The sequence below is a fragment of the Methylosinus sp. sav-2 genome (genome assembly GCF_004366495.1).
Lineage (GTDB): Bacteria > Pseudomonadota > Alphaproteobacteria > Rhizobiales > Beijerinckiaceae > Methylosinus.
Genome location: NZ_SOEJ01000003.1, coordinates 85,646 through 111,494, shown reverse-complemented (window position 1 = coordinate 111,494; position 25,849 = coordinate 85,646). Strand labels below are relative to the sequence as shown.

At 63.5% G+C, this 25,849-nt stretch carries 20 protein-coding genes; 13 read left to right on the top strand and 7 right to left on the bottom strand.

Features of this window, described 5'->3' with window-relative positions:
• Positions 1–7 precede the first annotated feature (7 nt).
• Positions 8–688, top strand: coding sequence for a hypothetical protein (locus EDE12_RS09090; protein WP_134188056.1), 681 nt, complete (start codon positions 8–10; stop codon positions 686–688).
• Here EDE12_RS09090 and EDE12_RS09085 read toward each other — a convergent pair.
• On the bottom strand, positions 672–2,420 hold the full coding sequence (locus tag EDE12_RS09085) for an N-6 DNA methylase (RefSeq protein WP_245275857.1): 1,749 nt from the start codon (positions 2,418–2,420) through the stop codon (positions 672–674). The two genes, EDE12_RS09090 and EDE12_RS09085, sit on opposite strands and share 17 nt — an antisense overlap.
• 521 nt (positions 2,421–2,941) lie before the next feature.
• Here EDE12_RS09085 and EDE12_RS09080 point away from each other — a divergent pair.
• On the top strand, positions 2,942–5,053 hold the full coding sequence (locus tag EDE12_RS09080) for a hypothetical protein (protein ID WP_026598587.1): 2,112 nt from the start codon (positions 2,942–2,944) through the stop codon (positions 5,051–5,053).
• 53 nt (positions 5,054–5,106) lie between these two features.
• Positions 5,107–5,772, top strand: a complete 666-nt coding sequence (locus EDE12_RS09075; protein ID WP_245275756.1) for a DUF3142 domain-containing protein — start codon at positions 5,107–5,109, stop codon at positions 5,770–5,772.
• Between the two features lie 9 nt (positions 5,773–5,781).
• Here EDE12_RS09075 and EDE12_RS09070 read toward each other — a convergent pair whose 3' ends face one another.
• Complete coding sequence (locus EDE12_RS09070; RefSeq protein ID WP_026598585.1) at positions 5,782–6,606, bottom strand: intradiol ring-cleavage dioxygenase; 825 nt, start codon at positions 6,604–6,606, stop codon at positions 5,782–5,784.
• Positions 6,607–6,770: 164 nt separating this feature from the next.
• Here EDE12_RS09070 and proB point away from each other — a divergent pair, with 164 nt between their 5' ends.
• Positions 6,771–7,910: a glutamate 5-kinase gene (proB, locus tag EDE12_RS09065; protein WP_026598584.1), complete on the top strand. Its 1,140-nt coding sequence runs from the start codon at positions 6,771–6,773 to the stop codon at positions 7,908–7,910.
• Positions 7,911–8,024: 114 nt separating this feature from the next.
• Positions 8,025–8,819 (top strand): DUF2076 domain-containing protein, encoded by a 795-nt coding sequence (locus EDE12_RS09060; protein ID WP_026598583.1) that lies wholly within the window; start codon positions 8,025–8,027, stop codon positions 8,817–8,819.
• A 105-nt stretch (positions 8,820–8,924) separates the two neighbouring features.
• On the opposite strand, the gene EDE12_RS09055 is transcribed toward EDE12_RS09060, so the two are convergent.
• A complete protein-coding gene (locus tag EDE12_RS09055; protein ID WP_198029881.1) occupies positions 8,925–10,187 on the bottom strand; it encodes a hypothetical protein in 1,263 nt (420 codons plus the stop codon).
• 184 nt (positions 10,188–10,371) lie between these two features.
• On the opposite strand from EDE12_RS09055, the gene tyrS reads away from it, so the two are divergent.
• Positions 10,372–11,649 (top strand): tyrosine--tRNA ligase, encoded by a 1,278-nt coding sequence (gene tyrS / locus EDE12_RS09050; protein ID WP_026598582.1) that lies wholly within the window; start codon positions 10,372–10,374, stop codon positions 11,647–11,649.
• A gap of 128 nt (positions 11,650–11,777) precedes the next feature.
• Here tyrS and EDE12_RS09045 read toward each other — a convergent pair whose 3' ends face one another.
• A complete protein-coding gene (locus tag EDE12_RS09045) occupies positions 11,778–12,065 on the bottom strand; it encodes a hypothetical protein (protein ID WP_134188055.1) in 288 nt (95 codons plus the stop codon).
• 583 nt (positions 12,066–12,648) lie between these two features.
• Between EDE12_RS09045 and EDE12_RS09040 the strand changes: the two genes are divergently transcribed.
• Both EDE12_RS09040 and EDE12_RS09035 read left to right on the top strand, forming a co-directional pair.
• Positions 12,649–15,090 carry a TonB-dependent receptor gene (locus tag EDE12_RS09040; protein WP_245267302.1) on the top strand — a complete coding sequence of 814 codons (2,442 nt, stop codon included), beginning with the start codon at positions 12,649–12,651 and terminating at the stop codon, positions 15,088–15,090.
• Between the two features lie 32 nt (positions 15,091–15,122).
• Positions 15,123–15,359, top strand: a complete 237-nt coding sequence (locus EDE12_RS09035; RefSeq protein WP_024879902.1) for a hypothetical protein — start codon at positions 15,123–15,125, stop codon at positions 15,357–15,359.
• Positions 15,360–15,639: 280 nt separating this feature from the next.
• On the opposite strand, the gene EDE12_RS09030 is transcribed toward EDE12_RS09035, so the two are convergent.
• Positions 15,640–19,176 (bottom strand): DUF3971 domain-containing protein, encoded by a 3,537-nt coding sequence (locus EDE12_RS09030; protein WP_245275755.1) that lies wholly within the window; start codon positions 19,174–19,176, stop codon positions 15,640–15,642.
• Positions 19,177–19,336: 160 nt separating this feature from the next.
• Between EDE12_RS09030 and EDE12_RS09025 the strand changes: the two genes are divergently transcribed.
• Positions 19,337–19,822, top strand: a complete 486-nt coding sequence (locus EDE12_RS09025) for a peroxiredoxin (protein WP_245267299.1) — start codon at positions 19,337–19,339, stop codon at positions 19,820–19,822.
• Positions 19,823–20,051: 229 nt separating this feature from the next.
• Here EDE12_RS09025 and EDE12_RS09020 read toward each other — a convergent pair whose 3' ends face one another.
• The gene (locus EDE12_RS09020; protein WP_134188054.1) at positions 20,052–20,579 is read right to left on the bottom strand and encodes a hypothetical protein; all 528 of its coding nucleotides are present in this window, start codon (positions 20,577–20,579) and stop codon (positions 20,052–20,054) included.
• A 163-nt stretch (positions 20,580–20,742) separates the two neighbouring features.
• Between EDE12_RS09020 and zigA the strand changes: the two genes are divergently transcribed.
• Both zigA and EDE12_RS09010 read left to right on the top strand, forming a co-directional pair.
• Positions 20,743–21,969, top strand: a complete 1,227-nt coding sequence (gene zigA / locus EDE12_RS09015; RefSeq protein WP_024879898.1) for a zinc metallochaperone GTPase ZigA — start codon at positions 20,743–20,745, stop codon at positions 21,967–21,969.
• Positions 21,959–22,564 carry a DUF1826 domain-containing protein gene (locus tag EDE12_RS09010; RefSeq protein WP_026598578.1) on the top strand — a complete coding sequence of 202 codons (606 nt, stop codon included), beginning with the start codon at positions 21,959–21,961 and terminating at the stop codon, positions 22,562–22,564. The genes zigA and EDE12_RS09010 overlap by 11 nt, the downstream gene beginning before the upstream one ends.
• 21 nt (positions 22,565–22,585) lie before the next feature.
• Here EDE12_RS09010 and EDE12_RS09005 read toward each other — a convergent pair whose 3' ends face one another.
• Positions 22,586–23,572 (bottom strand): tetratricopeptide repeat protein, encoded by a 987-nt coding sequence (locus EDE12_RS09005; protein WP_026598577.1) that lies wholly within the window; start codon positions 23,570–23,572, stop codon positions 22,586–22,588.
• A 344-nt stretch (positions 23,573–23,916) separates the two neighbouring features.
• Here EDE12_RS09005 and rnd point away from each other — a divergent pair, with 344 nt between their 5' ends.
• A complete protein-coding gene (gene rnd, locus EDE12_RS09000) occupies positions 23,917–25,089 on the top strand; it encodes a ribonuclease D (protein ID WP_024879895.1) in 1,173 nt (390 codons plus the stop codon).
• 339 nt (positions 25,090–25,428) lie between these two features.
• Entirely contained in the window at positions 25,429–25,833 is a 405-nt protein-coding gene (locus tag EDE12_RS08995; protein WP_024879894.1) for a hypothetical protein, read from the top strand.
• Positions 25,834–25,849: the final 16 nt, after the last annotated feature.

Below are 25,849 nucleotides of genomic sequence, written 5' to 3'. Positions count from 1 at the left end.
GATTTTCATGGTTGTCAAGGCTTCCGACGCAGGCACCGCTCTTAGTACCGTTGCACACATCCTGGTCACTCATGACGTAGTTCAGCCTGAAGGCTTCAACGCTCTTTTGAGAGTCGCGAGAGATATCGGGCGTGAGAAGAATGCTGTCAGCTGGTCAGTTTCAGTGGATAGAGGAGACCCGATCCTATTCAAGAAAACTAAGGATCGTTCAAACAATTGGATCACGCCTGCTATTGTTTCAAAGGGCATCGAAATAGCGCAGAGCGATGAAATACAACTTCCATTCAAGGCCTTGGACATTGCATTGGAGATCGATGATGACTTTAACAATCCAGTTTCCCGCTGGCATCTTGATTTAGCGAATAAGCAAGAAGGTGCTTACCAATCGGGGCCGATCACGCATCTGCAGTATGGCGGGCATCATCATGCTGCCCGGGCGCACGATCATCCACTCAAGGTACCACGCTGGTGCCATCCGCCGATGGAGGTCGCGCTCCTTTGCGAGGTCGTTGCTGCGAACTTTTATGAGGAGGATTGGCTAAAACTACGGGAAGATCCGAACTGGTGCGACGCAATTTCGCTGTACGAACGGCTATGCTACTCTCATTATGTAGATCAGCTCCAAAATAGCCTCTTCGTCAGTTCAACAACCGCTCTAAATCGAATGTGGGCTAGCAGCCATGACTAGCTTTCTTTAAGCTTCGGTTCGGACGACGGCGACGCCGCACTCGTTCTAAAATTCGAGAGAGCCGCGCAGAAACTGCCTTCCAATCGTCCTGCAAGGTTGCGCCGTAGATAAGCGCATCTGCGCGCTGCATCGCGGAGGATCGATCACTTGCCCTCAGATCCTTATCGATTGCCCTGAATGCCTTATCGAGTGTGCTCGCTTTAACCTTCGGGAGTAGGATCATAATTTCTTCGGCTTCCCTAGGTTCGTGTTTCAACACCCCGGAGCCATAGCGGCGCCCGACGAGTTCCGCGGAGAGTTGAGAGAATGTGGTTAGGATCGAAACGGCCGCGAGTTGCCATTGATACAAAATACTCATACTTTCCTTAAAGTAGACTCGATGAATTGTGTTTGTGCAAGTCAGCCCATCTGGATTCAAGATAAGTCGTGGGCCGAATTGATGCATAACTGGGAAAAATGCATCTGGAATCTTCCCATCATCTATTTTAGACCATATCTGCCGCTTCTTGAATGTGCTAATGCTTTCTCTTTGTTCATCTGGAAATGTTTTAAGGTATGCTTCGATTCCAGGACCTCCCGTTTTGCCGTCACTGTCTACAAGATGACCACGGCCTCCCAAAGCGAGGTAACGAGCGTGATCTTGAAGCGTCAAACTTGCTCCAGGGGCGGCAACAAGCTTCGCGAGTATGGGCTTGCAGTCGCTATTCTCAAGCCCGACCGCTTTTCTTTTTTCTTCGGTGAGAACGAAAAAATCGTTCGCGCCAGTAACCAGTCCAATTCGAACGGACGCGATCTCGCCCAACTTTTTGCAGGCGCCCGACTCCGCCAATTTCGTAAAAAGCCGATGCTCCGCGTTGCTCAAACAAAGTGCTGCCGGCCGGCCATCAGCCGGGCGGCCTCTCCAAACTCCAGAATCCCATTTGTCGATCAGTTGCGAGAGTTTGCCAAAAGTCTGTGCTTCCCCGAGTTCGATCTGAGAGGACGAGCAATTGTCGCGATAGCCATCCGCCAATAAAATCACAGTCTCTTCGTCGGTGCCTGCCTCTAAAAAGATTCGCTCACGTAGGACGAACGCTGCGACGCGTCTGAAATTAGTCGCGAGATAGGTGCGGATTGACTGACCGTAGTCGGCTTGGAGAAAGGCTCCGGGGAGAACCCATGCCATCCGCCCCTTGTCTTCTAAGAATGACAACGCATGCGCTACAAAATAAGCCCAAAGGCTCGCCCGCCCGCTGACTCCTTCTATCGCCCATGATCGATTCGAAAGAGATTGGCGGCGTTCCGTGCAAATTTCCTGGTAGGGGATGTAAGGAGGATTCGCCAGAATCGTAGAGAAGCGGCCAGGCCATTCGCCGCTATGCTGCATATCGAGGAAGTCGGTTTGCACGAAGCGCTTCAGGTCAACCGGCCCACTGAAGATTTCCGCGAGGTAGGTGAATGCCACCGGGTCGACATCGCAGCCATAGATCTGTTGGCGCGGCTCATGGCACCCCAAATCAGTGAGGCGTTTTTTCGCAGACTGGAGAAAGCCACAGCCCCCAAAGCTCGGCTCTAACACGGTGTCGGTTGAAGAGCGGATCGCCCAATTGGAGAGAATCTCGCTAAGTGGTTCGGGCGTGTAAAAGGCTCCGATTTTCCGTCGATCCTCTAGAAGCCGGTCGCCGTGCCGCGCTTCCCCGCTTGTCCGTAAACCGCCGCTCAAACGATTCCACCCAGTCCGCTCGAAAATCACTCCCAATTGCAGAATGCTTTTTTTTTGCTACTCGGGCAATAGCGAGCTGCTACGAGCTTCTGAATCGCTTGCGAAACGTCCTCCCTTGAATCCTATCGCTTCTTCCTCCTCGCTATAGCGACGTACGCGAGCCGAACGTCCAAGCGTCGAGGTCACCAGATCTCTTACGTCAAGATCAGATCTGCGCCGATTCGTTCTGGTTTTTGAGAGCTCACGTCGTCGGCCTACCCGAATATTCAGCTAGCACCCTTAACGGCCTGCCGTTGTCGCGAACCTTCTATCGGACCTCCGCTGACGAATGCCAAAGGGTGGGACATGGTCGTTGACCCTTCTTTGATATTATTAGATTATTCCGTCAGCAGAAAGACGCAGGATTTCTGCCCAACCCGTTGAAGCACAACAGAATGTCTAGTCCCTCCACTCCTGCCAGCTCCTCCCAAAATTCCGCCCAACAAAGATCGCGCAGCCGGGCTTTCGGCGAAGCGCGATATCGAAGCGCATTTCGTGATCGGGATGTTTCGATGCGTTCCATACTCGCCAGCGCCGCCATTCTCGCTTTTCTGATTTCCGCCGGGACGGCGCACGCTTGTGGCGGCGGCGATCCGACGCCCGGACGCTGGTCGCTCGATCAGAGGAGCTACGCCGAGCAGAACGGCATGCCCTTCCTCGATCCGGGCAATGACACCCGTCTCAATCTCCTCTTTCTGATGATCGACGCCGATCCGGCGCTGCGGCCGAAGGACGAGGCGATTTCAAAGGGCGAGGAGAAGCTCGACTTCTATTCCTCTGTGCTGTTCTCGCGGCCCGATTTCACCGACGCCTGCCGAAAAGGCGCGGCGGCGCGCGACCGCAAGGACGAAGCCGCGAGCGCTTTCGCCGATGGCGAGGGAACGCGCTGCGTTTCCATAGAGTCGGGCCGGGCCGCCTTTACGGCGGCGGTCGAGGCGGAGCCCGCGCTTTCCGTCGAAGAGCGGCGGGCGTTGACGGCGGCGCGGGAGAAGATCGCCCCCTCCTGCCGCAATGAGAAAGCCGACGCGGCGGCGCAGAATGCGCTCGCGCAAATCGCGCCCTCCGCCGCCGGGCAGGAATTCGCTTCCTATCTCATCGGCGCCGACGCCTTCTACGAAGGCGATTTCGATCGCGCGCTGGAGCGTTTCGGCAAGCTCGAATCGGCGCGCAACGCCTGGCTGCGCGAGGCGGCGCGTTACATGACCGCCCGCGCCCTGCTCAACAAGGCGCAGATCGGCGCCTTCGCCGACTTCGACGGCACCGCGACGCCCAATGTGACCGATCGCGCCACTCTCACCGCGGCGCAGGCCGCCTTCCAGGCCTATCTGAAATCCTATCCCACGGGGCGCTACGCGGCCTCGGCGCAAGGACTGTTGCGGCGCGTTTATTGGCTGGCGGCGGATGACGAGCGCCTCGCCGCCGAATATGGGCGGCAGATCTCGCAAGGGAGCGGCGCCAAGGTCGGGCTCGACGGCGTCGATCTGGCGCAGGAGATCGACGCCAAATATCTGTCCGCCGCCAAAGACCATGCGAGCCGCGAGCCGATTCTGCTGGCGACGCAGGATCTGATGAAGCTGCGCTCCGACGGCAAGGAGACGCATCTTGCCGCCGCGGAGCTGGACGCGCAGGCGCAGGCCTTCGCCGGACGCGAGGATCTCTTCGGCTTTCTGAAAGCCGCGCGCGCCTATTACGCCGACGCCGATTTTGCGGCGACGCTGCAGGCGCTGGGAGCGCCGGTCGCGGCGCCGCGCTCCTATCTCGCTTTCAGCCGTGAGACTTTGCGCGGTCAGGCGCTGATGGCCTCGGGGCAATATCCACAGGCGATCGAGCATTGGACGAAGCTGCGCGGAACCGTCTCCAATCCCTTGTGGAAAGAGGCGATCGAGCTGGGCCTCGCGCTGAGCTATGAGCGCGCCGGCATGGCGAACAAGGTTTTCCTGCCGGAGACGCGGCTCTCCTCGCCACGCATTCGCGCGATCCTGCTGCGCCACACGGCCGGGCCGATCCTGCTGCGCATGGCCGTGGCCGATCCGCAGGCGAGCGCGGAGGAGCGCAAGCTCGCCCGCTTCCTGCTCCTCTACAAGGAGGCGACGCGCGGCCAATATGCGAATTTCCTGCGCGACTTTTCGGCTGAAGGACTCGCGCAGGACGACGCCGCGGCGCCGGAGGTCTCCGATCTTCCCAAATCGGCGATCTTCCTCTCCTCGCCCGCCAATGAGCCCTATAAATGCCCGGCGCCCAAGGCGGTGGTGGCGGAACTCGCCGCCGATCCACGCTCCGCGCATGGCCTGCTCTGCCTCGGCGATTTCGTCCGCCACTCGGGCTTCGCCCGTTTCGACGCCTGGCGTCCGGCGGCGGACGAGCTGGGCGGCGCCAAGGCGATTTTCCCCGGCGAACCTTTCTCGCGGGGCGATGTCTATCAGCGGCTGATCGCCGATCCGGCGACCAAGGACGCCGACAGAGCCTATGCGCTCTACCGCGCGATCAACTGCTATGCGCCGGCGGGCAGCAATGATTGCGGCGGCAAGGATGTCGACAAGGCGCAGCGAAAAGCCTGGTTCCAAACGCTGAAGTCACGCTATGGCGCGACGCAATGGGCGCGCGGGCTGCAATATTACTGGTGAGATCGCGGGTTCTTCTCCTCGCGCTCTGCGCGCTGCTCTGTGCGTCTCCGGCAATGGCCGAGCCTCTCGTGCGGGCGGCGGATCATGACGCTTTCTGGCTGTGGGCCGGCGTCAAAGGACGCGCCGAGCTCGCCGCGGCGAAAACCATCTATCTCCATTCGGGCGAGATCGGGCCGGATCGCGACGGCTTTGTTCGCATGAAGGCGCAAGGCGGCGTAGAGCCCGGCCCGCACAAGGCCGCTCTCTGGCTCGCCTATCGCATCCGCAGCCTCGATTGGCCGCCGGAGATCGTCGCCCAAATTCGCCGCCGTCTGGATGCCTGGCGCGCACAGCCGGGCGGCGTCGCCGGCGTGCAGATCGATTTCGACGCTGCGACGCGCGGCTTGCAGAATTACGCCACCTTCCTGCGCACGCTGCGGCGAGAGCTGCCTCGAAACTGCGCGCTCGGCGTCACCGGGCTCATGGATTGGGCGTCTCAGGCCTCGCCCGAGGATTTGAACGCGCTTTCGGGAAGCGTCGACGAGCTCGTTTTCCAGACCTACAAAGGCGCGCAGACGGTCGAGAATATCGACGCCTATCTGGCGCGGCTCTCGCGGCTTCGCATTCCCTTCCGGCTCGGCCTCGCCGAAGGGGCCCGATGGGCGCCTCCGGCCGCTCTGGCGAAGCGGCCGAATTTTCTCGGCTATGTGGTGTTTCTGCGCAATCGCGCCGCGCCATGAGCGATCGGCTCACGCCTTGGGAAGCAGCCCGCGCAGACGCTCCGCCCCTTCCAGCGCCGGACGGCGCGGCGGACCTCCCGGCGGGAATCCCCCCGGCGGCGGTCCGGCGAAACGATCGCCGCGTGGCTGCAGGAAGGGTGGAGGCGGCACGGCGCGCACCGTCTTGCGGTCGATCCGCGCGCGCAAGAACACGACATAACGGCCGGCCGCCTCGCGCAGCTCGCCACGAGTCGTCTCGCCCGCGGCGAGCGCTATGCCGTCGGTCGAGTTGAGCGTGTCGCGCAGCCGCCCGCGCGCATAATCGCCGAGATTGGCGTAGAGGAACTCGCTCAGCGCGTCCGGCAGGAAAATCTGCGAGGTGAGACGCGCCGTTCCGCCGTCGATGATCTTGAAATGAATATGGGTGGTGCGGCCGGGATACCAGCCCGGATAGACGCTGGAAAAGCGCGCGCGTCCGTCCGCTCCCGCGATCTGGCTTCCGCGCAGAAAGGTCTTGCCGGAGAGATCGAGCCGCCCATCCTCGCCCTGGCCGGGGAAGCCGGAATAGCGCCCCTGCGCGTCGCAATGCCAAACATCGATTCGGGCGCCGGGCAGCGGCGCGCCGGTCTCGTCCTGGACAGCGAAGACGATGTCCAACGGCACGCCGGCGAGCCCTTCGGCTATGTCCGCTCGCTGGAGATCGAGATCGAGATAGAAAGGCCCCTCTTCCGCCGGCGCCGTCAGCGGTCCGGGGGCCGGCTCGGGAGCGGCCGGTTCCGGCAGGACCGCAGTCGCCGAGCCGGCCAGCGCAACGGCCACGAGGCCGCGTCGCGTCAAAGCAATTTTGTCACGCATGGAATTTCCTTGGTCTTCGTCAGCGCATGCAGGATGAAGCGGCCCGGTGTCGGATGCGCGGCGGAAAGTCTCTCTCTCGTTTCCGTCCCGTTTCTCGTTGCGGCGCGGCGCGGGGTGGGCTTTCCGCGCAGACGGGCTATAAGTCCCGCCGTCCCGCATCTCGAATGAGCCGATCGCCCGTGAAACGTCCCTCCCTCGAATCCTTCCGCCGCATCGTCGTCAAGGTCGGCTCCTCGCTGCTCGTCGATCCGCGCGAGGCGAAGGTGAAGCGCGAGTGGCTCGCGCGGCTCGCCGCAGATATCGCCACCCTGCATCGGCGCGGCGCTGATGTTTTGGTCGTCTCGTCGGGCGCGGTGGCATTGGGACGCAGCGTGCTCGGCCTTCCCTCCGGCGCGCTGCCGCTGGAGGACAGCCAGGCCGCCGCCGCCGTCGGGCAGATCGCCCTCGCGCGCATATGGGCGGAGACATTGGGCGATCTCGGCATCACCGCCGGGCAGATTCTCGTTACCTTCGGCGATACGGAGGAGCGCCGCCGCTATCTCTACGCCCGCGAATGCCTGACCCGGCTGCTGGCGCTACGCGCCGTGCCGGTCATCAACGAGAACGACACTGTCGCCACTTCCGAGATTCGCTATGGCGACAATGATCGCCTCGCCGCTCGCGTCGCCACAATGGCCAGCGCCGATCTGCTGGTGCTGCTCTCCGATGTGGACGGCCTCTACACCGCTCCGCCGGCGAGCGATCCGAACGCCAAGCTGCTCGAGGTGGTGCCGCGCGTCACGGCGGAGGTGGAAGCGATGGCCGGCGGCGCCGCCTCGCAATTCTCCCGCGGCGGAATGCGCACCAAGATCGAGGCGGCCAAGATCGCGACCACGGGCGGCGCCCATATGGTCATCGCCGACGGCCGCGTGGAGGCGCCGCTCTCGCGAATCGCCGCGGGCGGGCCTTGCAGCTGGTTCCTCACCCCCTCCTCGCCGGTGACGGCGCGAAAAAAATGGATCGCCGGCTCGCTCGAGCCCAAGGGCGTCGTCCATGTGGACGAAGGCGCGGCGCGCGCGCTGTTCTCCGGCAAGAGCCTGCTGCCGGCCGGCGTCACCGCTCTGGAAGGCGGCTTCGCGCGCGGCGACTGCGTCGTGATCCGCAATGCTTCGGGCGGCGAAATCGGCCGCGGCCTCGTGACTTACGACGCGCTGGACGCTGCCCGCATCATCGGCCGATCGTCGCGCGACATAGAGGGGCTGCTCGGCTTCAAAGGCCCGGACGAGATCATCCACCGCGACGACATGGCGCTCGCCGGCGACTGAGCCGGCGAAATCGCCAGCTCGACCGCGACCACAGCCCTTGTGAGAGCGAAAAAGCGCTCCCATATTTCTGGCGCCACGCCCGCGAAGAGGGCTGGTTCCAACTGGGAGAGACCTATGTCACCCGAAGAACGCCAACTGCTCGCCGGTTTGTTCGAGCGTACGCGCAGCGCCGCCGGCGCTCAGCGCGATCAGGAGGCGGAGAGTTTCATCGCCGAGCAGCTGAAGTCGCAGCCGGGCGCGCCCTATCTGCTGGCGCAGACGGTTCTGGTGCAGGATCAGGCGCTGCAGGCGGCCAATCAACGTCTGCACGAGCTGGACAGCCGCGTGCATGAGTTGGAGAGCCGTCCTCAGCAGTCCGGCGGATTTTTGGGCGGCTTGTTCGGCGGCGCTCAGCGCCAGGCCCCGCCCCCGCCGCGTCCGGCCCCGCCTCCGGGCTATGGCCAGCAGCCCGGCTATCCGCAGCAGCAGGGCGGCCCTTGGGGCGCGCCCCCGGCCGGCGGCCCCGCCTATGCCCCGCCCCCGCCTCCCGGCTACGCCCCGCAGGGCTATCCGCCTCAGCAGGCTGCGGCGGCTCCCGGCGGCGGCTTTCTGAAGGGCGCGCTGGGCGCGGCGGCGGGCGTCGCCGGCGGCGTGCTGCTCGCCGATTCGATCCGCGGCCTGTTCCATGGCGGCGCCGGCGGAGCCGGGAGCAATCTCGGCATAGGCTCGGGCTATGAGCACGCCAACGCCGGCGGCGGCGACACGATCATCAATAATTACTACGGCGACCAGGGCGGCAATAACCAGCCCTACCCCGACGCTGGCTATGACAGCCCCGATCCGGGCGCGCCCGACGTGCAGAGCGCCGATTACGATACGGATACCGGCGGCTTCGACGACGGCGGCGGGGACGGCGGCTTCGACGTGTAATACGGCTTCCAGGACCGAACGCGCCTGCTTCGTGGGCTCCTCAGGGGGCTGTATGATCGGTCGGCTCACACTCACCAAAAAAGCGGCGCGCTCTTTAGCGCGCCGTTATTTTTTTGCTCGATCCTGGTTCGAGCCGGGCGGCGGCTCTCGCGTCGTCATCTTCTCATGAGGCGCATCGAACGTCGCCAGAAGATTCGCGAGCTTTCGATACAGCTCCCGTTGAGCCTCCCTCCGTCCCTTTTCGAATGGCTTCATACGGGCGCCATGGGTCGCATCATTGTGGTCGAAGGCCATTCCGAAGATTTCGTCTAGTCGCTGATAGCGCCATTTCCCCGGCTCGAGGCGATCCTCGAAACCGAAGATTCCCTCGCCGCTCATCGGATGCGCGCGGCCGATGAAAGGATAGCGCTGCGAGATGGTGTTCACCACGCCGTCGTTCTCGCGCCAGAGATCCATCGTCAGATCGCCGCTCCCCCAATCGGGCGCCGGAGCCACCGAGAACTCGGGCCGAGTCGCGATGTAGGAGGCGGAATCCCGCATCGTCAGCTCCATGGAGCGATCAGGCCGATGCCGATTGCGCAGAAACGGCAGACTCCAAAAACGTCCCTCGCGCGTCGCAGAAGAGACCAAAGAGAGATAAAGGCAGTTCTCGAAAGTCTCCATCGATTGGTTGAGGCGCGCCGCGCCGTGCAGCGTGACGTCGAAGCTGAGATTATCGCCGCTCTCGACGAAGCGGGTGGCGTCCAGCCGCCGCAGGAACGCCTCGCCGCCCTCCTCCTCTCGCGTCCAATGATCGAGATGCAGATCATAGAAGCGCGCGGCGCCGACGCGCGCCAGAGCCGACACGGCGGCGAGCGCGCCAGCGACCAGCGCGCTCGGCAGCATTTTCGGTCTGCCGCGCTCTTCGTCGCAGTAGCGATAAGCCAGAGTCGAGCCATTGAGCGCGCCAGCGACGCAAACGATCGCCTCCACCCAATCGGCGTTGGAGCCGACGCCCCAGAAATCCTGCGCCAGAAGATTTTGCAGCATCCGGCAAGTCTGCGCGCCAGCGCTGTGGCCGATGAGAATCACTGGACGTTCTGCCGACCAGCCCTCGACGAAGCCGCGCCCGGAATAATCGCGGGAGAAGCGCGCATGACCAGCGTGAGCGCTATGGGCCTCTCCATAATCGATCCGCGCGCCGGCGATCTCCGCGAAGAGTTCGCAAGCGCAATCGTGAACGGAATTGAGCGGCCCGCATTTGGCGAGATGGGTGCGAAAGCGCGGTGAGAATTGCGCCGGAGCGTCGCCCCAATAGGGGAGCCCGCCAAGATCGTCCGGCCCCCATCCCATGAGGCCATGCACAAAAACGACACTGCTCGATTTCATCGGACACACTCACTATTGTAATGACGCTAAAGCTAGCAGAAACAGTAAGCTAAGTCAGGACGTCGGGCGCAGATATGGACGAGCGGCGTTCGATTGTCGCCGCCGAACGACCATGAGCGCCGCTTGGCCAGCCCCGTCACTATTGCTTGCGCCCCGCCCCCTTTCCCCGTAACACCCTGCCCCCATGTCCGACGCATTCCGCCCCAAATCCGACTTCCTCGCGACGCTCATCGCGCGCGGCTTCGTCCATCAATGCTCCGATTTCGAGGGGCTGGATGAAAAGGCGCGCTCCGGCGAGCTCACCGCCTATGTCGGCTTCGACTGCACGGCGGCCTCGCTGCATATTGGCAATCTTCTGTCGATCATGCTGCTCTCCTGGCTCCAACGCACGGGCGGCAAGCCGCTGCCGCTGGTCGGCGGCGGCACCACGCGCGTCGGCGACCCTTCCGGCAAGGACGAGAGCCGCAAGCTTCTCTCAATCGAGACGATCGATTCCAACAAGGCGGCGATCCAAAAGACCTTCGCGAAATTCCTCTCCTTCGGCGCGGGCAAGACCGATGCGATCCTGCTCGACAACGCCGAATGGCTGACCAAGCTCAATTACATCGACTTTCTGCGCGATGTCGGCCGGCATTTCTCGGTCAATCGCATGCTGTCGATGGATTCGGTGAAGCTGAGGCTCGATCGCGAGCAGGAGCTATCCTTCATCGAATTCAACTATATGTGCCTGCAGTCCTATGATTTCGTCGAGATCGCCAAGCGCTATGACGCGAGCCTGCAGATGGGCGGTTCCGATCAATGGGGCAATATCGTCATGGGCGTCGATCTCGGCCGCCGGCTCGGGACGCATCAGCTCTATGCGCTGACCGCGCCGCTGCTCACCACCTCTTCCGGCGCCAAGATGGGCAAGACGGCGGCGGGCGCCATCTGGCTCGACGCTTCCATGCTAGCGCCTTACGATTATTGGCAATATTGGCGCAACACCGAGGATGCGGACGTCGTCCGCTTCCTGAAGCTGTTCACATTCCTGCCTCTGGACGAAATCGAGAAGCTCGCCGCGCTCGGCGGAGCCGAGATCAACGAGGCGAAGAAGATACTCGCCACCGAGGCGACCGCGCTTCTGCATGGGCGCGAGGCGGCCGAGCTCGCCGCCGAGACCGCGCGCCGCACCTTCGAGGAAGGCGCGCTCGCGCTCTCTCTGCCCAAGGTCGCTGTCACGGCGAGCGAGGTGGCGGCGGGAATCGGCGTGCTCACCGCCTTTGTGAAGGCGGGTCTCGTCGCCTCCACGGGCGAGGCGCGGCGGCAGATCAAGGCCGGCGGATTGCGCTTGAACGACGCCGTGGTAAGCGACGAGAAGGCCGTGCTCGGCGAGACGGATTTCGTCGAGGGCGTCGCCAAATTATCGCTCGGCAAGAAAAAGCATGTGCTGCTGGAGCGCAAGGAAGACGCCGATGGCGCTTGATGCGAAGCGCCGAGGCTGGCGAGCGTCGGCGTCCTCCCGCCCTGACGAGATCGCCACCGAGACTTGCTCGGTGGCGCTGTTGTCATGTCGAGCCGTTCACTGGCAATGGCGAAGCGCGCCCGAGCCGCTCACTGCTTGGTCCACTTCGTCCCATTGTCCCAGCTGATCGTCTTGCCGTCGAACACGCCCTTGATCGTCTTGTCGTCAGTGAAATTGACGGTGAGCTGATTGCCGCTGCAGGAGCCGTAAGCATTGGGCCGGCCGCCGGCGAGCGTGACATTGACCGTCTTGCCGTCCTGCCCGACGACAATGGCGGTGACATTGCCATAATAGCCGCTGAGGCCGTTGCAGGCGCCCGCCGCATTGGCGGAACCGGCGACGAGCCCGGTCGATATGGCGAGGGCGAGAGCGGCCATATTTCGCTTCCAGGAATGCTTCACGTCTATCTCCATGAGAACTTCGGCGCCCGTCTCGAAATGGTGAGCGCGAGCGTGAAGTTAGCTGTACGAATCTGAACAGCGGATGACATGTCTCACGGCCGGTTCGAGAGCGGCCGCCGTCGGCGGCATGCGCCTCGACGATTCCGCGTCCACGGACCAGGAAGCGCCGTCTCGTCCTGCAGGAGCCGAGCCGAGATGCGCGTCTCTCCGACCCCGGCAAAGGTAGCCATAAATGCTACAGCAGTGTAGAATTATAGGGTAAATCCATGGAATCGGCGCCCTTCCGCATTCTGCGCTTCACAATAACTCGATATATTTCAATATGATATAGAATCTATGGAGACGCACCGCTACATCATAATCACATTAAATTTGTAGACATACTGTGTATTTTCCCTACACTAAGCGAGACTTCGTAGGCGCTACACGCAGCCGCTCATCAGGAGCGGCGAGGCGGCATGGTCCGGGGGGACCATTACGGGTCGAACGGTGAGGGATCGATCGAATGGTAGAGGTCGGGGAAGCTAATTCGAATAGGCGTCTGTCTTCGAGCGTGTCAGTGGCGTCCATCTTGTTGGGGCTCTCGGTGAGCGCTTCGGGCGGCGCGGCGCTCGCTCAGACCGCGGCGCCCGCGCCATCGGCGGCGACGCAGAGTGAGGGGACCGTTTCCGCACAGATTCAGGATGTGCAGGTGACCGGCGGCACGGAGGCCGTCGGCGAGAAGCTGCTGGAGCAGGTGCTGACCAAGACTCCTCGGGCGGGAAACGTGGTGACGCAGCGCACCCTCGAGGATCAGCAGATCGATTCCGTCACCGATATTTCGCGCCGCGTGCCGGGCTATCGTCCGAACATTTCGACGCCGAGACAGTCCCGCAATGCAATCAGAGGCGTCGGCGTCGCAGCGGGCGGCGGCACTGGCTCTCCGTCGGACACCGGATATATCGTCGATAACGTCTATTGGAGCTTCGCCGGCTTCCAATGGGGCGATCTCATCGATCTGAGCTCGGTAGAGCTCGCTCTCGGCCCGACCGGCACGGCCGGCGGCAAGAACACCAATGTCGGCTCGATCATCCTGCATACGCAGGCGCCGTCCTTCGAGCCCAAGACGACAGTGAAATCCACCTTCGGCAACTACAATCACTTCAAGCAGACGATCAACACGACCGGCACGCTGATCGAAGACTCCCTCGCCTATCGCTTCGCCGGCTATCTCGACCGCGGCGACGGCTGGATCAAGGATCCGTCCACGGGCTCGACCTATCAGGACACCAATCGCCTCGGATTGCACCTCCAGCTTCTGGGCGTCGGCGATGGATGGAGCGACCGCTTCAGCTTCATCTACAACGCGTCCAATGAGCACAATGACTATCTCACCGGCACGATCGGCGACACCAGCCTCGTCTATGTCAATGGAACGCGTCCATCGACGACCTTCTTCCAGAATGTCATCAACAAGCTCGGCAAGCCGATTTGGACGATCGATCCCAACACGCCCTATCTCGCGCGCGGCGGTCGCGATCCGACGCATGTCTTCATGCTGTCGAACGAGTTCAACTATCAGATCGGCGACAATATGCTGACCGCCATTTCCGCGATCGGCTATGGATCGTTCCGTAACTTGGGATATTCGGACAATCAGCTGCTGCAGCTCGGTCTCGGCTCGGGCAGCATGGACACCTATCTCATGCAGACCTCGCAGGAGCTGCGGCTGTCCTCGCCCAAAGACCAGGAGTTCGAATGGACGACCGGTCTCTACGGCTATCTGGAATATGGCGAAGACCGCATGCACCATTACCAATATGGCGTCGACACGGCGAAATGGCTCAACAACGCCGCCGCTCTGCCCGATCTGACGCCTTGGTGGCTCAATAAGACCGGCGACATTTCCTTCGCCGCCTATGGCCAGGGAACCTATCACTTCGACGAGAAGCTCGCCCTCACCATCGGTCTGCGCGACAGCTATGAGATCCGCTATAGCGCGAATAAGTTTCGGCCGAACTTCTATTACGGCGTGCCCTACACCGTTTGGCAGCAGAACGCCGCCATCATCGCCGGCGGCGGCTACGGATGGGCCGACTCGGGCGGCGAGACGAAATATCACAATGGCGTCGTGGCGGTCTTCAACCCGCAATATCAGGTCGATGAGAACGTCCTGATCTATGGCCTGGTCGGACGCGGCGACAAGCCGCAATCGGTGAACACGCAAAACACGCCGACCTACATCGGCGGCGTTGCGCAAGGGTTCAAGACGGCCTTCTCCCGGCCCGAAACCTCATGGGATTATGAGATCGGCGCGAAGACCAATTGGTTCGACGGCGCGCTGATCTCCAACGTCAACCTCTATTGGAACGATCTCTACGACTTCCAGATCACCCAGACCAAGGTGCAGACGAGCAGCGCCGGCGTCACCGCCAATGTCTCCTATCTCGGCAACGCGCCACATGTGCGCCTGCGCGGCGTCGAATTCGTTGAGCGCTGGATTCCCTTCGAAGGGCTGACGCTGAATGCCTCGGGCGCTTATACCGAGGCCCGCTATATCGACTACAAGGATGGACCGGCGCCCGCGGATTGGGGAATCACCGGCGGACCGGCGACCATTCCGATGAATGGTACGAGGATCACCGGAATACCCTGGTGGCAGGTCAATGGCGGCTTCAATTACGAGCACAGACTCGGCAATGCGCTCGCGGGCCTCGGCGACTGGAGCAATCAGCCGGTCACCGGCTTCGTTTATTCGAATGCGTCATGGTTCAACAAGGCGCAATATACGAACCCCTTCTCGCTGGTCCAATATTGGCAACCAGCCTATGTGATGCTGGACGCCGGCGTTGGACTGCGCACCGACGATCGCAAATACAGCCTCACCCTCTGGTCGAAGAATCTCTTCGACAACCGACCCTGGTCGAGCTGGTCGCCCGGCGCCTCCTCGGCGCCGACGACCGTCGGAATTTCGACGCAGGGGCCGCGCACATTCGGCGTCACCTCATCGATCACATTCTGAGTCTACGAAATCATTACCGGAGAAAAGAAACGATGAAGGCGTCACTCTCTATCGTCGCTATCGGCGGCGCGCTCATGCTCGCCGCCTGCAATTCGACGAATTCGCCAAAGCCCGCCGTCGCCGCCAACGAGGACTATAAGAAGCTCGGCGGCATTCATGCCAACCATACGCCCGAGCAGCATGCGGCGTTTCTCAAGCGCGTCGGCCAGCTGCCGTCAGACGACGAGGCGGAGGGCGCGGCGGGCGGTGGCGGCGGCCATCACCACTGAGCATTATCCGATCCGATCGGATCGGATAATGCTCTAGGTATCTCTCTTTTGGAGCGAATTCTGATCGATCGAACGATACCGTTCGATCGGAACGCGCTCTAAGCGCGGGCATGTGGCGCGCCCCGCCCTTCCACGCGCGAGCCGCCCTAGCATGGCTCGCGCTTCTCCTGCTCCTCGCCTGCGGCGGCGTCTCGGCATTGATGGCGACGCTGCGAGACGCCACGGAGCCCGGCGGCCCGATCTGCCGCCGGGCGAGATGACGCCGCGATTGCGCCGCCCTCTACCGCGGCGCCGGCGCGCTCTCCGGCAGGCGCCCTGTGCCGGTGCCGTCAATGACGCCGAACACTTTGCGCAATAGGCCGGGCGCGATCACCGACAGCGGATTGACGGTCAGCACCGGCGCGCTGAAGGCGCCGCTCACGCGAAAGCTCACCGCGAAGACGCCCTCATGCTGGCCGCCGGCCAGCATGAAGCCGATGACCGGAATATTCGACACGAGATTATTGAGCCCATAGGCCGGCACGAAAGAGCCCGACACGTCGATGCGATCGCGCGCCAAGTCGATATAGCCGTCCACCGTCAGGCCGATCTCCGTCCCCGACATCACCGCGTCGCGCATTGTGAGCCGGCCGTTCGCCCAGGTGAAGGCGGATTGCACGCGCGCGAATTTCACCGAATCGGGATCGAAATGCGCGGCGCCCTTGTCATCCGTGCGCGCGGCGCCCTGCATGACGAGCTGACGTATGGCCGGCTCGTTCTGCAGATAGAAATCCTGAATGCGCATCGTGCCGTCGGAACGGCCCGGATTGAGCAATAGCGTCGCCGACAGCGCGCCGCTCTCCATGCGATGATAGAGATCGAGGAAGGAGAGAAAGGCGCCGCCGTCGCTGGTCGAAAGATCGATCTGCGGCGCGCCGCTCGGATGGCGCGTCAGCATCGCAGCGAAGGGCTCGCGGCCGAAATTGCCGGTCAGCGACAATTGCCGCGGCTTGCCGCCGCGCCGCTCGAAGCGCAGATCGACATTGGAGAGGATCTGCTTGCCGTGTCCGGTGACGATCGGCGATTTGAGATCGAGATCGAAATCGTCGGAGTTGGGCGGCTTGCCGGCGACCGCGGCGGCGCTCTGCTCGGCCGCCGGCTGCGAGAGAAAACGCAGCAGCGGACGCGCATCTATATTGGCGCCGCGCACGACGAGCTTCAGCGCATCGCCGCCGCGCGTCACCTCGAGACGCATATCGTCGCCGGGCGAGAGCTTCGCCTGCGAGAGCTTGGCCGAGCGCAGCACGCCGTCGCGGCCGAGCTCCACAACGCCGGAAAACTGCTGCGGCCCCGCCTCCGCCTGCAATTGCTCGAGCGCCGAGCCGTCCGGCCGCTTCACCAGAGTGAAGCTGGCGCGGCCCGGCTTGCCCAGCGGCTTGGTCACGCCGGGCAAGGGATGATCGAGCGCGGCTTTCGAGAAATCGATCTCGAATTGCGACTCGGAATCCTCGATCGGCAGCCTGGTCTGCACCTGCACGCCGACGACGCCGGAGACGCCGGTAAATCCATAGCCTGCGCGCACGCGCGCGGCGTCGTCGAGCGAAAGCGACAATTGCGCCTGCGCCTGTCCCTTCTCGCCGGCGGCGCGGCGCAGATCGAGCGTCACCGGCGCGCCGAAGACGCGGCCGGCGCCGGTGACGCGCAGCCCCTCGCGATCCGAGACGAGCCGCAGCGCCGCGCCCTCCAGCCGCTCCTTGCCGATGAAGCGCTCCATGGTGAGATTGCTCGTCTCGGCGTCGACGGCGATGCGCGTATGCTCTTCCTTGGCCGCCAGGCCGAGCTCGAAATCGATGCGCAGCTTGCCCTCGATCTGCCCTTTGAGCTGATTGGCGTCCATGGGCAGGCTCGCCGCCGGAGCGACGCTCTTGAGCGAGAGAATATCGGCGACCGCCTCCACGCCACCGGCGAGCTTCAATTCGATCCAGGCGGGCGCCGGATCGAAGCCGAGCGAGGGCGCGCGAAACACGCCTTCCGTTATCGCGAGCCTGCGGCCCGGCGCGCTCTCCATCACGCCTGATGTGGCGACGAAGGAGACGGTGCGGCCGGTGAGCGCGATATGGCCGTTCATGCCGTTGATCGGCCATAAGCCGGGAACGGCGTCGATGAGCGTCGCATTGTCGAGATCGAAATCGCCGCGCAGCGCGGCGTCCGGCGGCGGCCGCTCATAGCGCCCGGCGGTCATCGCCTGCTGGTCGAGATCGGCCGTGAGCGTTCCGCTGCGCATGACGCCGGCGGTGATATGCTCGTCCATCCACATGCGCGTCGGCGCGGCGACCTGCGTCGGCCAGATGCGAAGCACGGAGCGGAGCGGCGTCTGCGTCGCGTGGATCGCATATTTGAGATGCGTCCCATCCGGCTGCGCGCCATCCACATCGAGGGAAGCCGTGGCGTGCACCTCCGGCCCGTCGAGAAAGACGCGCTCGACCTTGTATTTCTTGGCGAGGAGATCGAGCGTCGCGGTGAGGCCGGCGTTCTCGACGACGAGCGGCGCCTCGCCATGGCGCGTCGGCAGAAAGGCGCCCGGCCGTGCGAGATCGAAGGAGAGCGCGACAACGCCGGTCCCTTCCGCTGGCGGCGTCAGCGCGCCTTTGAAGCTCAGCCGCGCGACGCTGGTGCGGATCTCGACCGGCTCTATGGCGAGCAGCCGGCGCTCTATGTCCCAGCGGCCGGAGATGGACAGCTCCTGCAGCATGAAAGGCTCGGCGTCCGGCTCCTCGAGGCGGAAGAAGCCCTCGCCGACAGAGAATTTCCCGCTCGCCTCGACGACGCGGCCGTCGCCCGCCAGCGCGAAATGCAGATCGAGCGACAGAGGCGCGTCTGTGTCGAAGGGCAGAGTGCGCGCCCCCGCCGCCAGCGCGATCTCCTCCATGGAGAGGCTGTGCAAGCGCGCGTCCAGCGTGCGCCGCTCGCCCAGGCCACCCTTGGCCTCCACCTCGGCGCCGACATGGCCGGTGGAGCCGGTGGCGCCGAGGCGCAGTCGCCGCGCGCCGGCGATCTTGTCGAAGCTCAGCGTCAGATCATCGTAGACGATCGTCTTGTCCAGCGTGCGATCGTCGATCACGAGACGGGCGTTGGAGACGCCGATCTTGTCGATGGCGGCGACCGGGCTCTCTGGATCGACGATGAAATTCATCACCGCGCGCAAGGCGCCGGCCGCCTGCCGCAGCGATGGGATGACAGGAGCCGCTTGCGCCTCGGCGGCGGGCTCCGCAGGCGACGGAGCGTCGAGCGGTATGGCGACCGGATCGGCGCCCGGCGCGGAAATCGCCACCACGCCGTCGGGCAGCACCTCCAGCCTCAGCTCCAGGTCCAGAACGTCGAGCCGGCGCGGCGTCAGCCGGCCGATGAGCAGCGCCCGCGGGTCCACCGACAATTGCGCGCGCGGCGCGGCGAGGATCGTGCGCTCGCCGCTTTTCACGGCGAGGCCGTTCACGGTGAAGGTGAGGCCGTGATCCGTGCTGGCGATCGCGACCGAGCTGATCCCGAATTGGTAGCGATGCACATAGAGATCGTCGAGCGCCTCGACGATCTTGGGAGCGAGCCAGTCGGAGGCGATGGGACCGCGGGCGAGCGCGGCGAAAAAAGCGCCGACAGTGAGCACGATGACGAGCAGCGCCGTCACCGCCAAGATGGAAAGGCAACGCACCACGCAAAAGCCGCGCAGCCGGACTGCGGTGGAGCCGCGCTGGAAAAATCCCAATAAAAAGCGCGGCGCCCGCGCTCCGACCGCCGGACCTTCGTCTATCCTCTGCGTCAAGCGCCAGCCCTTCGGTTCCACCGCGCCGCTCCGCGCGCGCCGGCGCCGAATCTGCACGGCGGCGAGAAGATCACAACTCGAATGGCGCGCAACTGGGGATTTTCACCAGAATCCCTTGCGGAGCGCGCCATCCTCTGCATGCTGCCGATTGTAACGGCGGATGAGACGAAAGGAAGGCGCAGTGACCGAGGCGAAGAAATCCACAGGCTTGCGCGAAGGCGACGCCGCCCCCTCTTTCGAGCTGCCCGGCGCCGGCGGCGAGACCCTCTCTCTTTCCGGCTTTTCCGGCAAGAAGCTGGTGCTCTACTTCTACCCCAAGGACGACACCTCCGGCTGCACCAAGGAGGCGATCGAATTCAACGCTTTGAAAGCCGATTTCGGCAAGGCTAAGACCGCGCTGGTCGGCGTCTCGCCCGATTCGCCGGCCAAGCACGACAAATTCCGCGCCAAATATGAGCTGACCTTCCCGCTCGCCTCCGACGAGACCAAGGAAATGCTCTCCGCCTATGGCGTCTGGGTCGAGAAGAGCATGTACGGCCGCAAATATATGGGCGTGGAGCGCTCGACCTTTCTGATCGGCCCGGATGGGAAGATCGAGAAGGTATGGCGCAAGGTGAAAGTGCCCGGCCATGCGGCCGAGGTGCTGGCGGCGGCCAAGGGGAAGTAGAGCCCTCGCCCACCACTTGGCGCCTAAAGTCTAGCCGGTTCGAGACTTCCACGACGAGCCGGGCTCGAACGTTCAGCGTAGTCAGCTCTCTGCCAGGACGCGGACTACGCCTGCTAGAGCGCGTTCCGATCGAACGGTATCGTTCGATCGATCAGAATTCGCTCCAAAAGAGAGATACCTAGAGCATTATCCGATCGGATCGGATAATGCTCTAGCGAATTGGCGCGACTTATTCGCCGTTCGCGATCAGATTTCTGACCGCATTGACCGTATTTTCATGCTTTCGAGAATCACGATTGAGAATAACTTCGCCACGATAGCGCAGCGCTCCACCTTTGGCGTCGTCGGAATATTCGTAGCTCAACTCGGCTTTCTCTAATTGAGTCCGCAGCGATTGCTCCAATGGCTGAGAGAGGCCTTGCGCGCGCAAATTAGTCGTAGCCTTTGCTATTGCGCTCGACACGGCTTCCAAGACGAACTCTTGCTTCGAGCACTCCATCACGTCTGTGACTGCATCGAGTTGCGCGAGGGTGAGGGCGTCGATGCGGACGCACAAATTGCGAACCAGCTCCTTGGAATGGCCTCCCATACAAACGGCTCCGGCGTTCGCGCCCAGACCATTCCCGAAGGTCCATGTCCGCTTTGCGGCAATCGACTTCATCGTCAGGAAATCGTCGAAAGCCTCGGCGCGAACGGAAGGAGATATGCCGGCTTCTCGGTATCCCTCGTCAAACATGTCAAGTAGCTTACTTTCCATGCAAATCTCCTGCTATCACATGTTAATATATCTATATAACATGCATCGATGGGTGCGCATAGATCAAACTTGAGCGAATCCACGGCCCACCCTCGCCTTCGCTTGACGCCGCTATCCCGCTCGGCTACGCCTATATATGTTATAACATAACATATGGCGCGCCATGGCCCAGACTCCCGACCCTCGCCTCCCCGTCACCGTCCTCTCCGGCTTTCTCGGGGCCGGAAAGACGACGCTGCTCAATCATGTTCTCAATAATCGCGAGGGCCGGCGCGTCGCCGTCATCGTGAACGATATGAGCGAGGTGAATATCGACGCCGACCTCATCCGCGACGGCGGCGCAGAGCTGTCGCGTACCGACGAGAAGCTCGTCGAAATGACCAATGGCTGCATCTGCTGCACCTTGCGCGACGATCTGCTCGCGGAAGTGCGGCGCCTCGGCGAGGAAGGCCGCTTCGATTATCTGCTGATCGAGAGCACGGGCATCGCCGAGCCGCTGCCGGTCGCCAGCACCTTCTCCTTTCGCGACGAGAATGGCGCCAGCCTCTCCGATCTCGCGCGGCTCGACACGATGGTCACCGTCGTCGACGCCGCCAGCCTGCTGCAGGACTATGGCTCGAACGACTTTCTGCGCGACCGCGGCGAGGTCGCCGGCGAGGACGACGACCGCACCCTCGTCGATCTCCTCGTCGAGCAGATCGAATTCGCCGACGTCATCGTCCTCAACAAGGCCTCGGCGGTGTCGGAGGAGCGGCTGGCGCTGGTGCGCAAAGTGGTGAAGTCGCTGAACGCCGACGCGCGCATCGTCGAGACCGATTTCGGCGCGGCGCCGATGGACGCCATTCTCGACACCGGCCTCTTCGACGAGGAGAAGGCGGAGCGCCATCCGCTATGGCACAAGGCGCTCTACAGCCCGGAAGAGCATGTGCCGGAGTCGGAGCAATATGGAATAGAGAGCTTCGTCTATCGGGCGCGGCGTCCGTTCCACCCGGAAAAATTCAACGCTTTCATCAATGCGACCTGGCCGGGACTGGTGCGCGCCAAAGGGCATTTCTGGCTCGCCACCCGGCCGAAATGGGTCGGCGAATTCTCGATCGCCGGCGCGATCGCCCGCGTGACCGCAATGGGCTATTGGTGGATCGCGGTGCCGAAGCAGCATTGGCCCGATCATCCCGATTGGAAGCGCCATTTCGAGCGCAATTGGGACGAGGTCTGGGGCGATCGCCGGCAAGAGCTCGTCTTCATCGGAATCGGCATGGACGAGGCCGCGATTCGCGCTGCGCTCGACGCCTGCCTCGTCGGGCCGCAAAAGCCGAAGCGCTTCGACGCCTCCGCCTATCGCTCGCTCGTTGATCCCTTCCCCGCTTGGGAGAGCGCCGATGCTGCGTGACGAGGCGGCCGCGCCGCCGTCCAGCTCCGCTCGCCGACTGATGCAATCCCGCTCCATCTGCCTGTTGCCGCGCGCGCTGGAGCCGCGGATCGCGGAGACGCTGGATGCGATGAGTCTCGCGCGGCCTCTACGGTTGCGCGTGACCGGCGCCGAGGAGACGCTGCCGCGCGCGCTCTTCGACGCGCTCGACGAGGCGGCCCTCGGGCCGAAGTGGCTCGCCGAATGGTTGGCGAATGACGTCATGCGCCTCGCGCGCCTCTATCGCGAGGCGACTCGGGCGGGCGAATTGCGAGTCAGGCTGGAGACGATCGCCGACGACGCCTGCCGGCTGTTCCATGTCGATTTCGTGCGCTTTCGTCTCGTGACCACCTATCGCGGCCCGGGCACGCAATGGATCGCGCCGGGACCGGAAGCCGATCCGCTCGCGGAGAATTCGATTCGGCAGCTCGAACGCGGCTGGGTCGCGATTATGCGCGGAGAAAAAGCGGCGAGCGCCGACCTCCGCGCCCTTCCGCATCGATCGCCGCCGATCGCCGGAACGGGAGTCGAGCGCCTCTTCCTCGCCATAGACGAAGCGCCCTCGCCGTCGCTCTGACGGCGCGAGCGCAACTCAGGATTATTGCGCCGGCGCAGCCGCGGCGCGGGCGGCGAGCTGCTTCGTCACCTCGTCCAGCCCCTTCTTCGCCGCGGCGAGATTGGGATCGAGCGCCAGCGCCTGCTCGAGGTCGGACTTGGCGCGATCGAGCTCGCGCTTGCCGCGATAGGCGTTGGCGCGATTGAGATAGGCGCGCGCATATTTGGGATCGAGCCCGACGGCCTTGCCGAAATCGGCGACGGCGCGGTCGAACTCGCCCTTGGCGTGCAGCGTCAGCCCACGATTATTATAGGCGATGGCGAGCTTGCCGTCGCTGGCGATCGCCTTGTCGTAATCGGCCAGCGCATGGTCGAGATCGCCCTTGCCCTGATAGAGCGCGGCGCGGTTGAGATAGGCCTGCGCGGATTTGGGCTCGAGCTTGATCGCCGCGTCGAAATCGGCGAGCGCGCGGTCGAGATCGCCTTTGGCGCGCCAGGCGCGGCCGCGATTGGCCAGAGCGGCCGTCGATTTCTTGTCCAGCTCCAGCGCCTTGTCGTAATCGGCGATGGCTTTGTCGAGATCGCCTTTGCTCTGATAGGCGCCGCCACGGCCGAGATAGGCCGCCGCCTTGGGCTGCGCGGCGACGAGCTTGTCGTAATCGGCGATAGCGTGGTCGAAATCGCCTTTGGCGCGATAGGCGGCGGCGCGATCGGCGAGAGCGACGGAAGAGGCCGGATCGATCTCCAGCGCCTTGTCGTAATCGGCGAGCGCGCGGTCGAAATCGCCCTTGGCGTGAAAGGCGCCGCCGCGATTGACATAGGCCGCCACGCGGTTCGGCTTGGTCTCCTTGTCGCCACGGGCGATGACCTCGCCGCAACCCTCTATGCGCTTGTCCGGATCGGCGGCGCGGCAGGACGCCCAGGCGTCGCCCTTGGCCTCGGCCGCGACGCAGACGAGGGAAAATGCCGCCGCCAGAGCGAGCCGAAGCGGAGACTGAAACGAGGTGGAGGCGAAAGCGAGGGGCGCCATGTGGCCGAGGGCTCCATATAGTTGACTATTTCACTATGATTTCATTTCGCCGCATCGAGAGCAATCGGAAAAACTGCGCATCGAGACGCGCGCCGCGCCGGACCGCCGCTCGGGCCGGGCGCATAGAATGGGAGGAGGAGACGTCCTCATCCCCTCTCGGATAGATCATTTTCCAAAACGGCTCAACAGATTGGCCGCTATCGCGCGCGCCCCGCGAGCCGCCGCGAGAAGCGCCAGCTCGGGCGGTCCGCCGGGAAAATCAGTCGAAAACATGCGGCAAGAATGCGAAAACATGCACGCAAGCCCTTCAGGACCACAAAAAAGTACTCTAAGACTGCATGTCGATGAGCCTCTTGACCTCTACCGAAGATCTCGCCGCCGCCTGCGCCCGTCTCGCCAGTCATCCCTTCGTCACCGTGGACACGGAGTTTTTGAGGGAAACGACTTTCTGGCCCAAGGTCTGCGTCATCCAGCTGGCCTCGCCCGAGGAGGCCTTCGCCGTCGACACCCTGTCCGAAGGGCTCGACCTCACGCCCTTTTTTGAGCTGATGGCCAATGAGCGCGTGGTCAAGGTCTTCCACGCCGCCCGCCAGGATCTCGAGATCGTCTGGCGGCTGGCGCGGCTGATTCCGGCGCCCTTGTTCGACACTCAGGTCGCGGCCATGGTCTGCGGCTTCGGCGATCAGGTCTCCTATGTCGAGCTGGTGAAAGCCATCTCCAAGGAGAGCCTCGACAAATCCTCGCGCTTCACCGATTGGTCGAAGCGGCCCTTGTCCACGGCGCAGATCGACTACGCCATCGCCGACGTCACCCATTTGCGTCAGATCTACACGCATTTGCGCACGCGGCTCGAGCGCTCCAATCGGCTCGACTGGCTCGTCGACGAGATGCGCACGCTGACGACGCCCGAGACCTATGAGCAGAGCCCGGAGAACGCCTGGGAGCGGCTGCGTCATCGCGTGCGCAAGCCGCGCGACCTCGCCGTGCTGATGGAGCTCGCCGCCTGGCGCGAGGCCGAGGCGCAGGGTCGCGATGTGCCGCGCTCGCGCGTGCTCAAGGACGATATGCTGATCGAGATCGCCCTCGCCGCCCCGCGCACGCAGGAGGCGCTCGGCAATTTGCGCGCCTTCCCGCGCGGGCTCGAGCGCTCGCGCTCGGGGGCGGAAATCGTCGCCGCCGTGGAAAGAGCGCTGGAGCGCGATCCCGCCACCCTGCCGCGCATAGAGCGCGAGAAGCGCGGCAGCTCCAGCGGCGCCACGGTCGAGCTGCTCAAGGTGCTGCTGCGGCAGGTCGCCGAAGAGACGGGCGTCGCCACCAAGATGATCGCCACCGTCGAAGACCTCGAGGCCATAGCCGCCGACGATGGGGCGGATGTCCCTGCCCTGTCCGGCTGGCGGCGGGCGATCTTCGGCGACAAAGCTCTGCAGCTAAAGGCTGGACGGCTCGCCCTGGCGGTCGAAAAAGGCAGGGTCGTCACCCTCGACTGGCAAGAACTGGACGAGAGCGCCGCGCGCTGAAGTCAGCCTCCGGGTAGGCAGGCTCCCCATTCTTTCACCCATTCCCATCCCTATCCTCATGGATAGGGATGGGTGGCTCTTTGCCGACCCATCCAGCCCGCACGAACCTATCCATTTTGCGACGCACAACTCATCTTTCGATCTGAATTCATTGTGAAATCGAATAGTTCTATAGAGACAGCCCTGCGACAAACCGCGCCTTGAAATCTAGCTGCTGCGCTGCAACATACAGTCATGTTGCGACGCAACGCGAGCTCGACGCGGCTTCGGCGCTTCGAGGAGCGGTGGTCGCAGGAGGCGCTTTCCGGCGCCGTCGCTGAATTCGAGGAAGGATAGACCATGATGACTGCAGGCAAACGCATCTTCGCTCTGGCCCTCGCCGCTGTGCTGAGCCTCACGGCGGGCGTGGCCCTGCACGCCGAGCCCTACGGCCCGGCGGCTGCGCCCGTGACGCTGAAGCCGCTCGCCGCGGCCAGCTTCGACGCGGGCCAGAAACATGTGCTGAGCTATTTCGTGGGCGGTTCCGGCGCTTGCCGGCTGACGGTGATCGTCTTCGACGCGCCCACGCTCGAGGCGGCCGGCACGACCACGGCGACGACACGCTTCATCGTGCCGATTTCCAGCGGTTCTTCCGCCAATCTCGACACCGCCGTCGCCAAGACGCTGCGCTTCTCCTGCTCTGCCGACGCCGGCGCCGTCACGGTGAGCACGAGCGAGCGCGTCGCGCCCCGCGCGGCCTACTAAAATGACGGACGCCGCC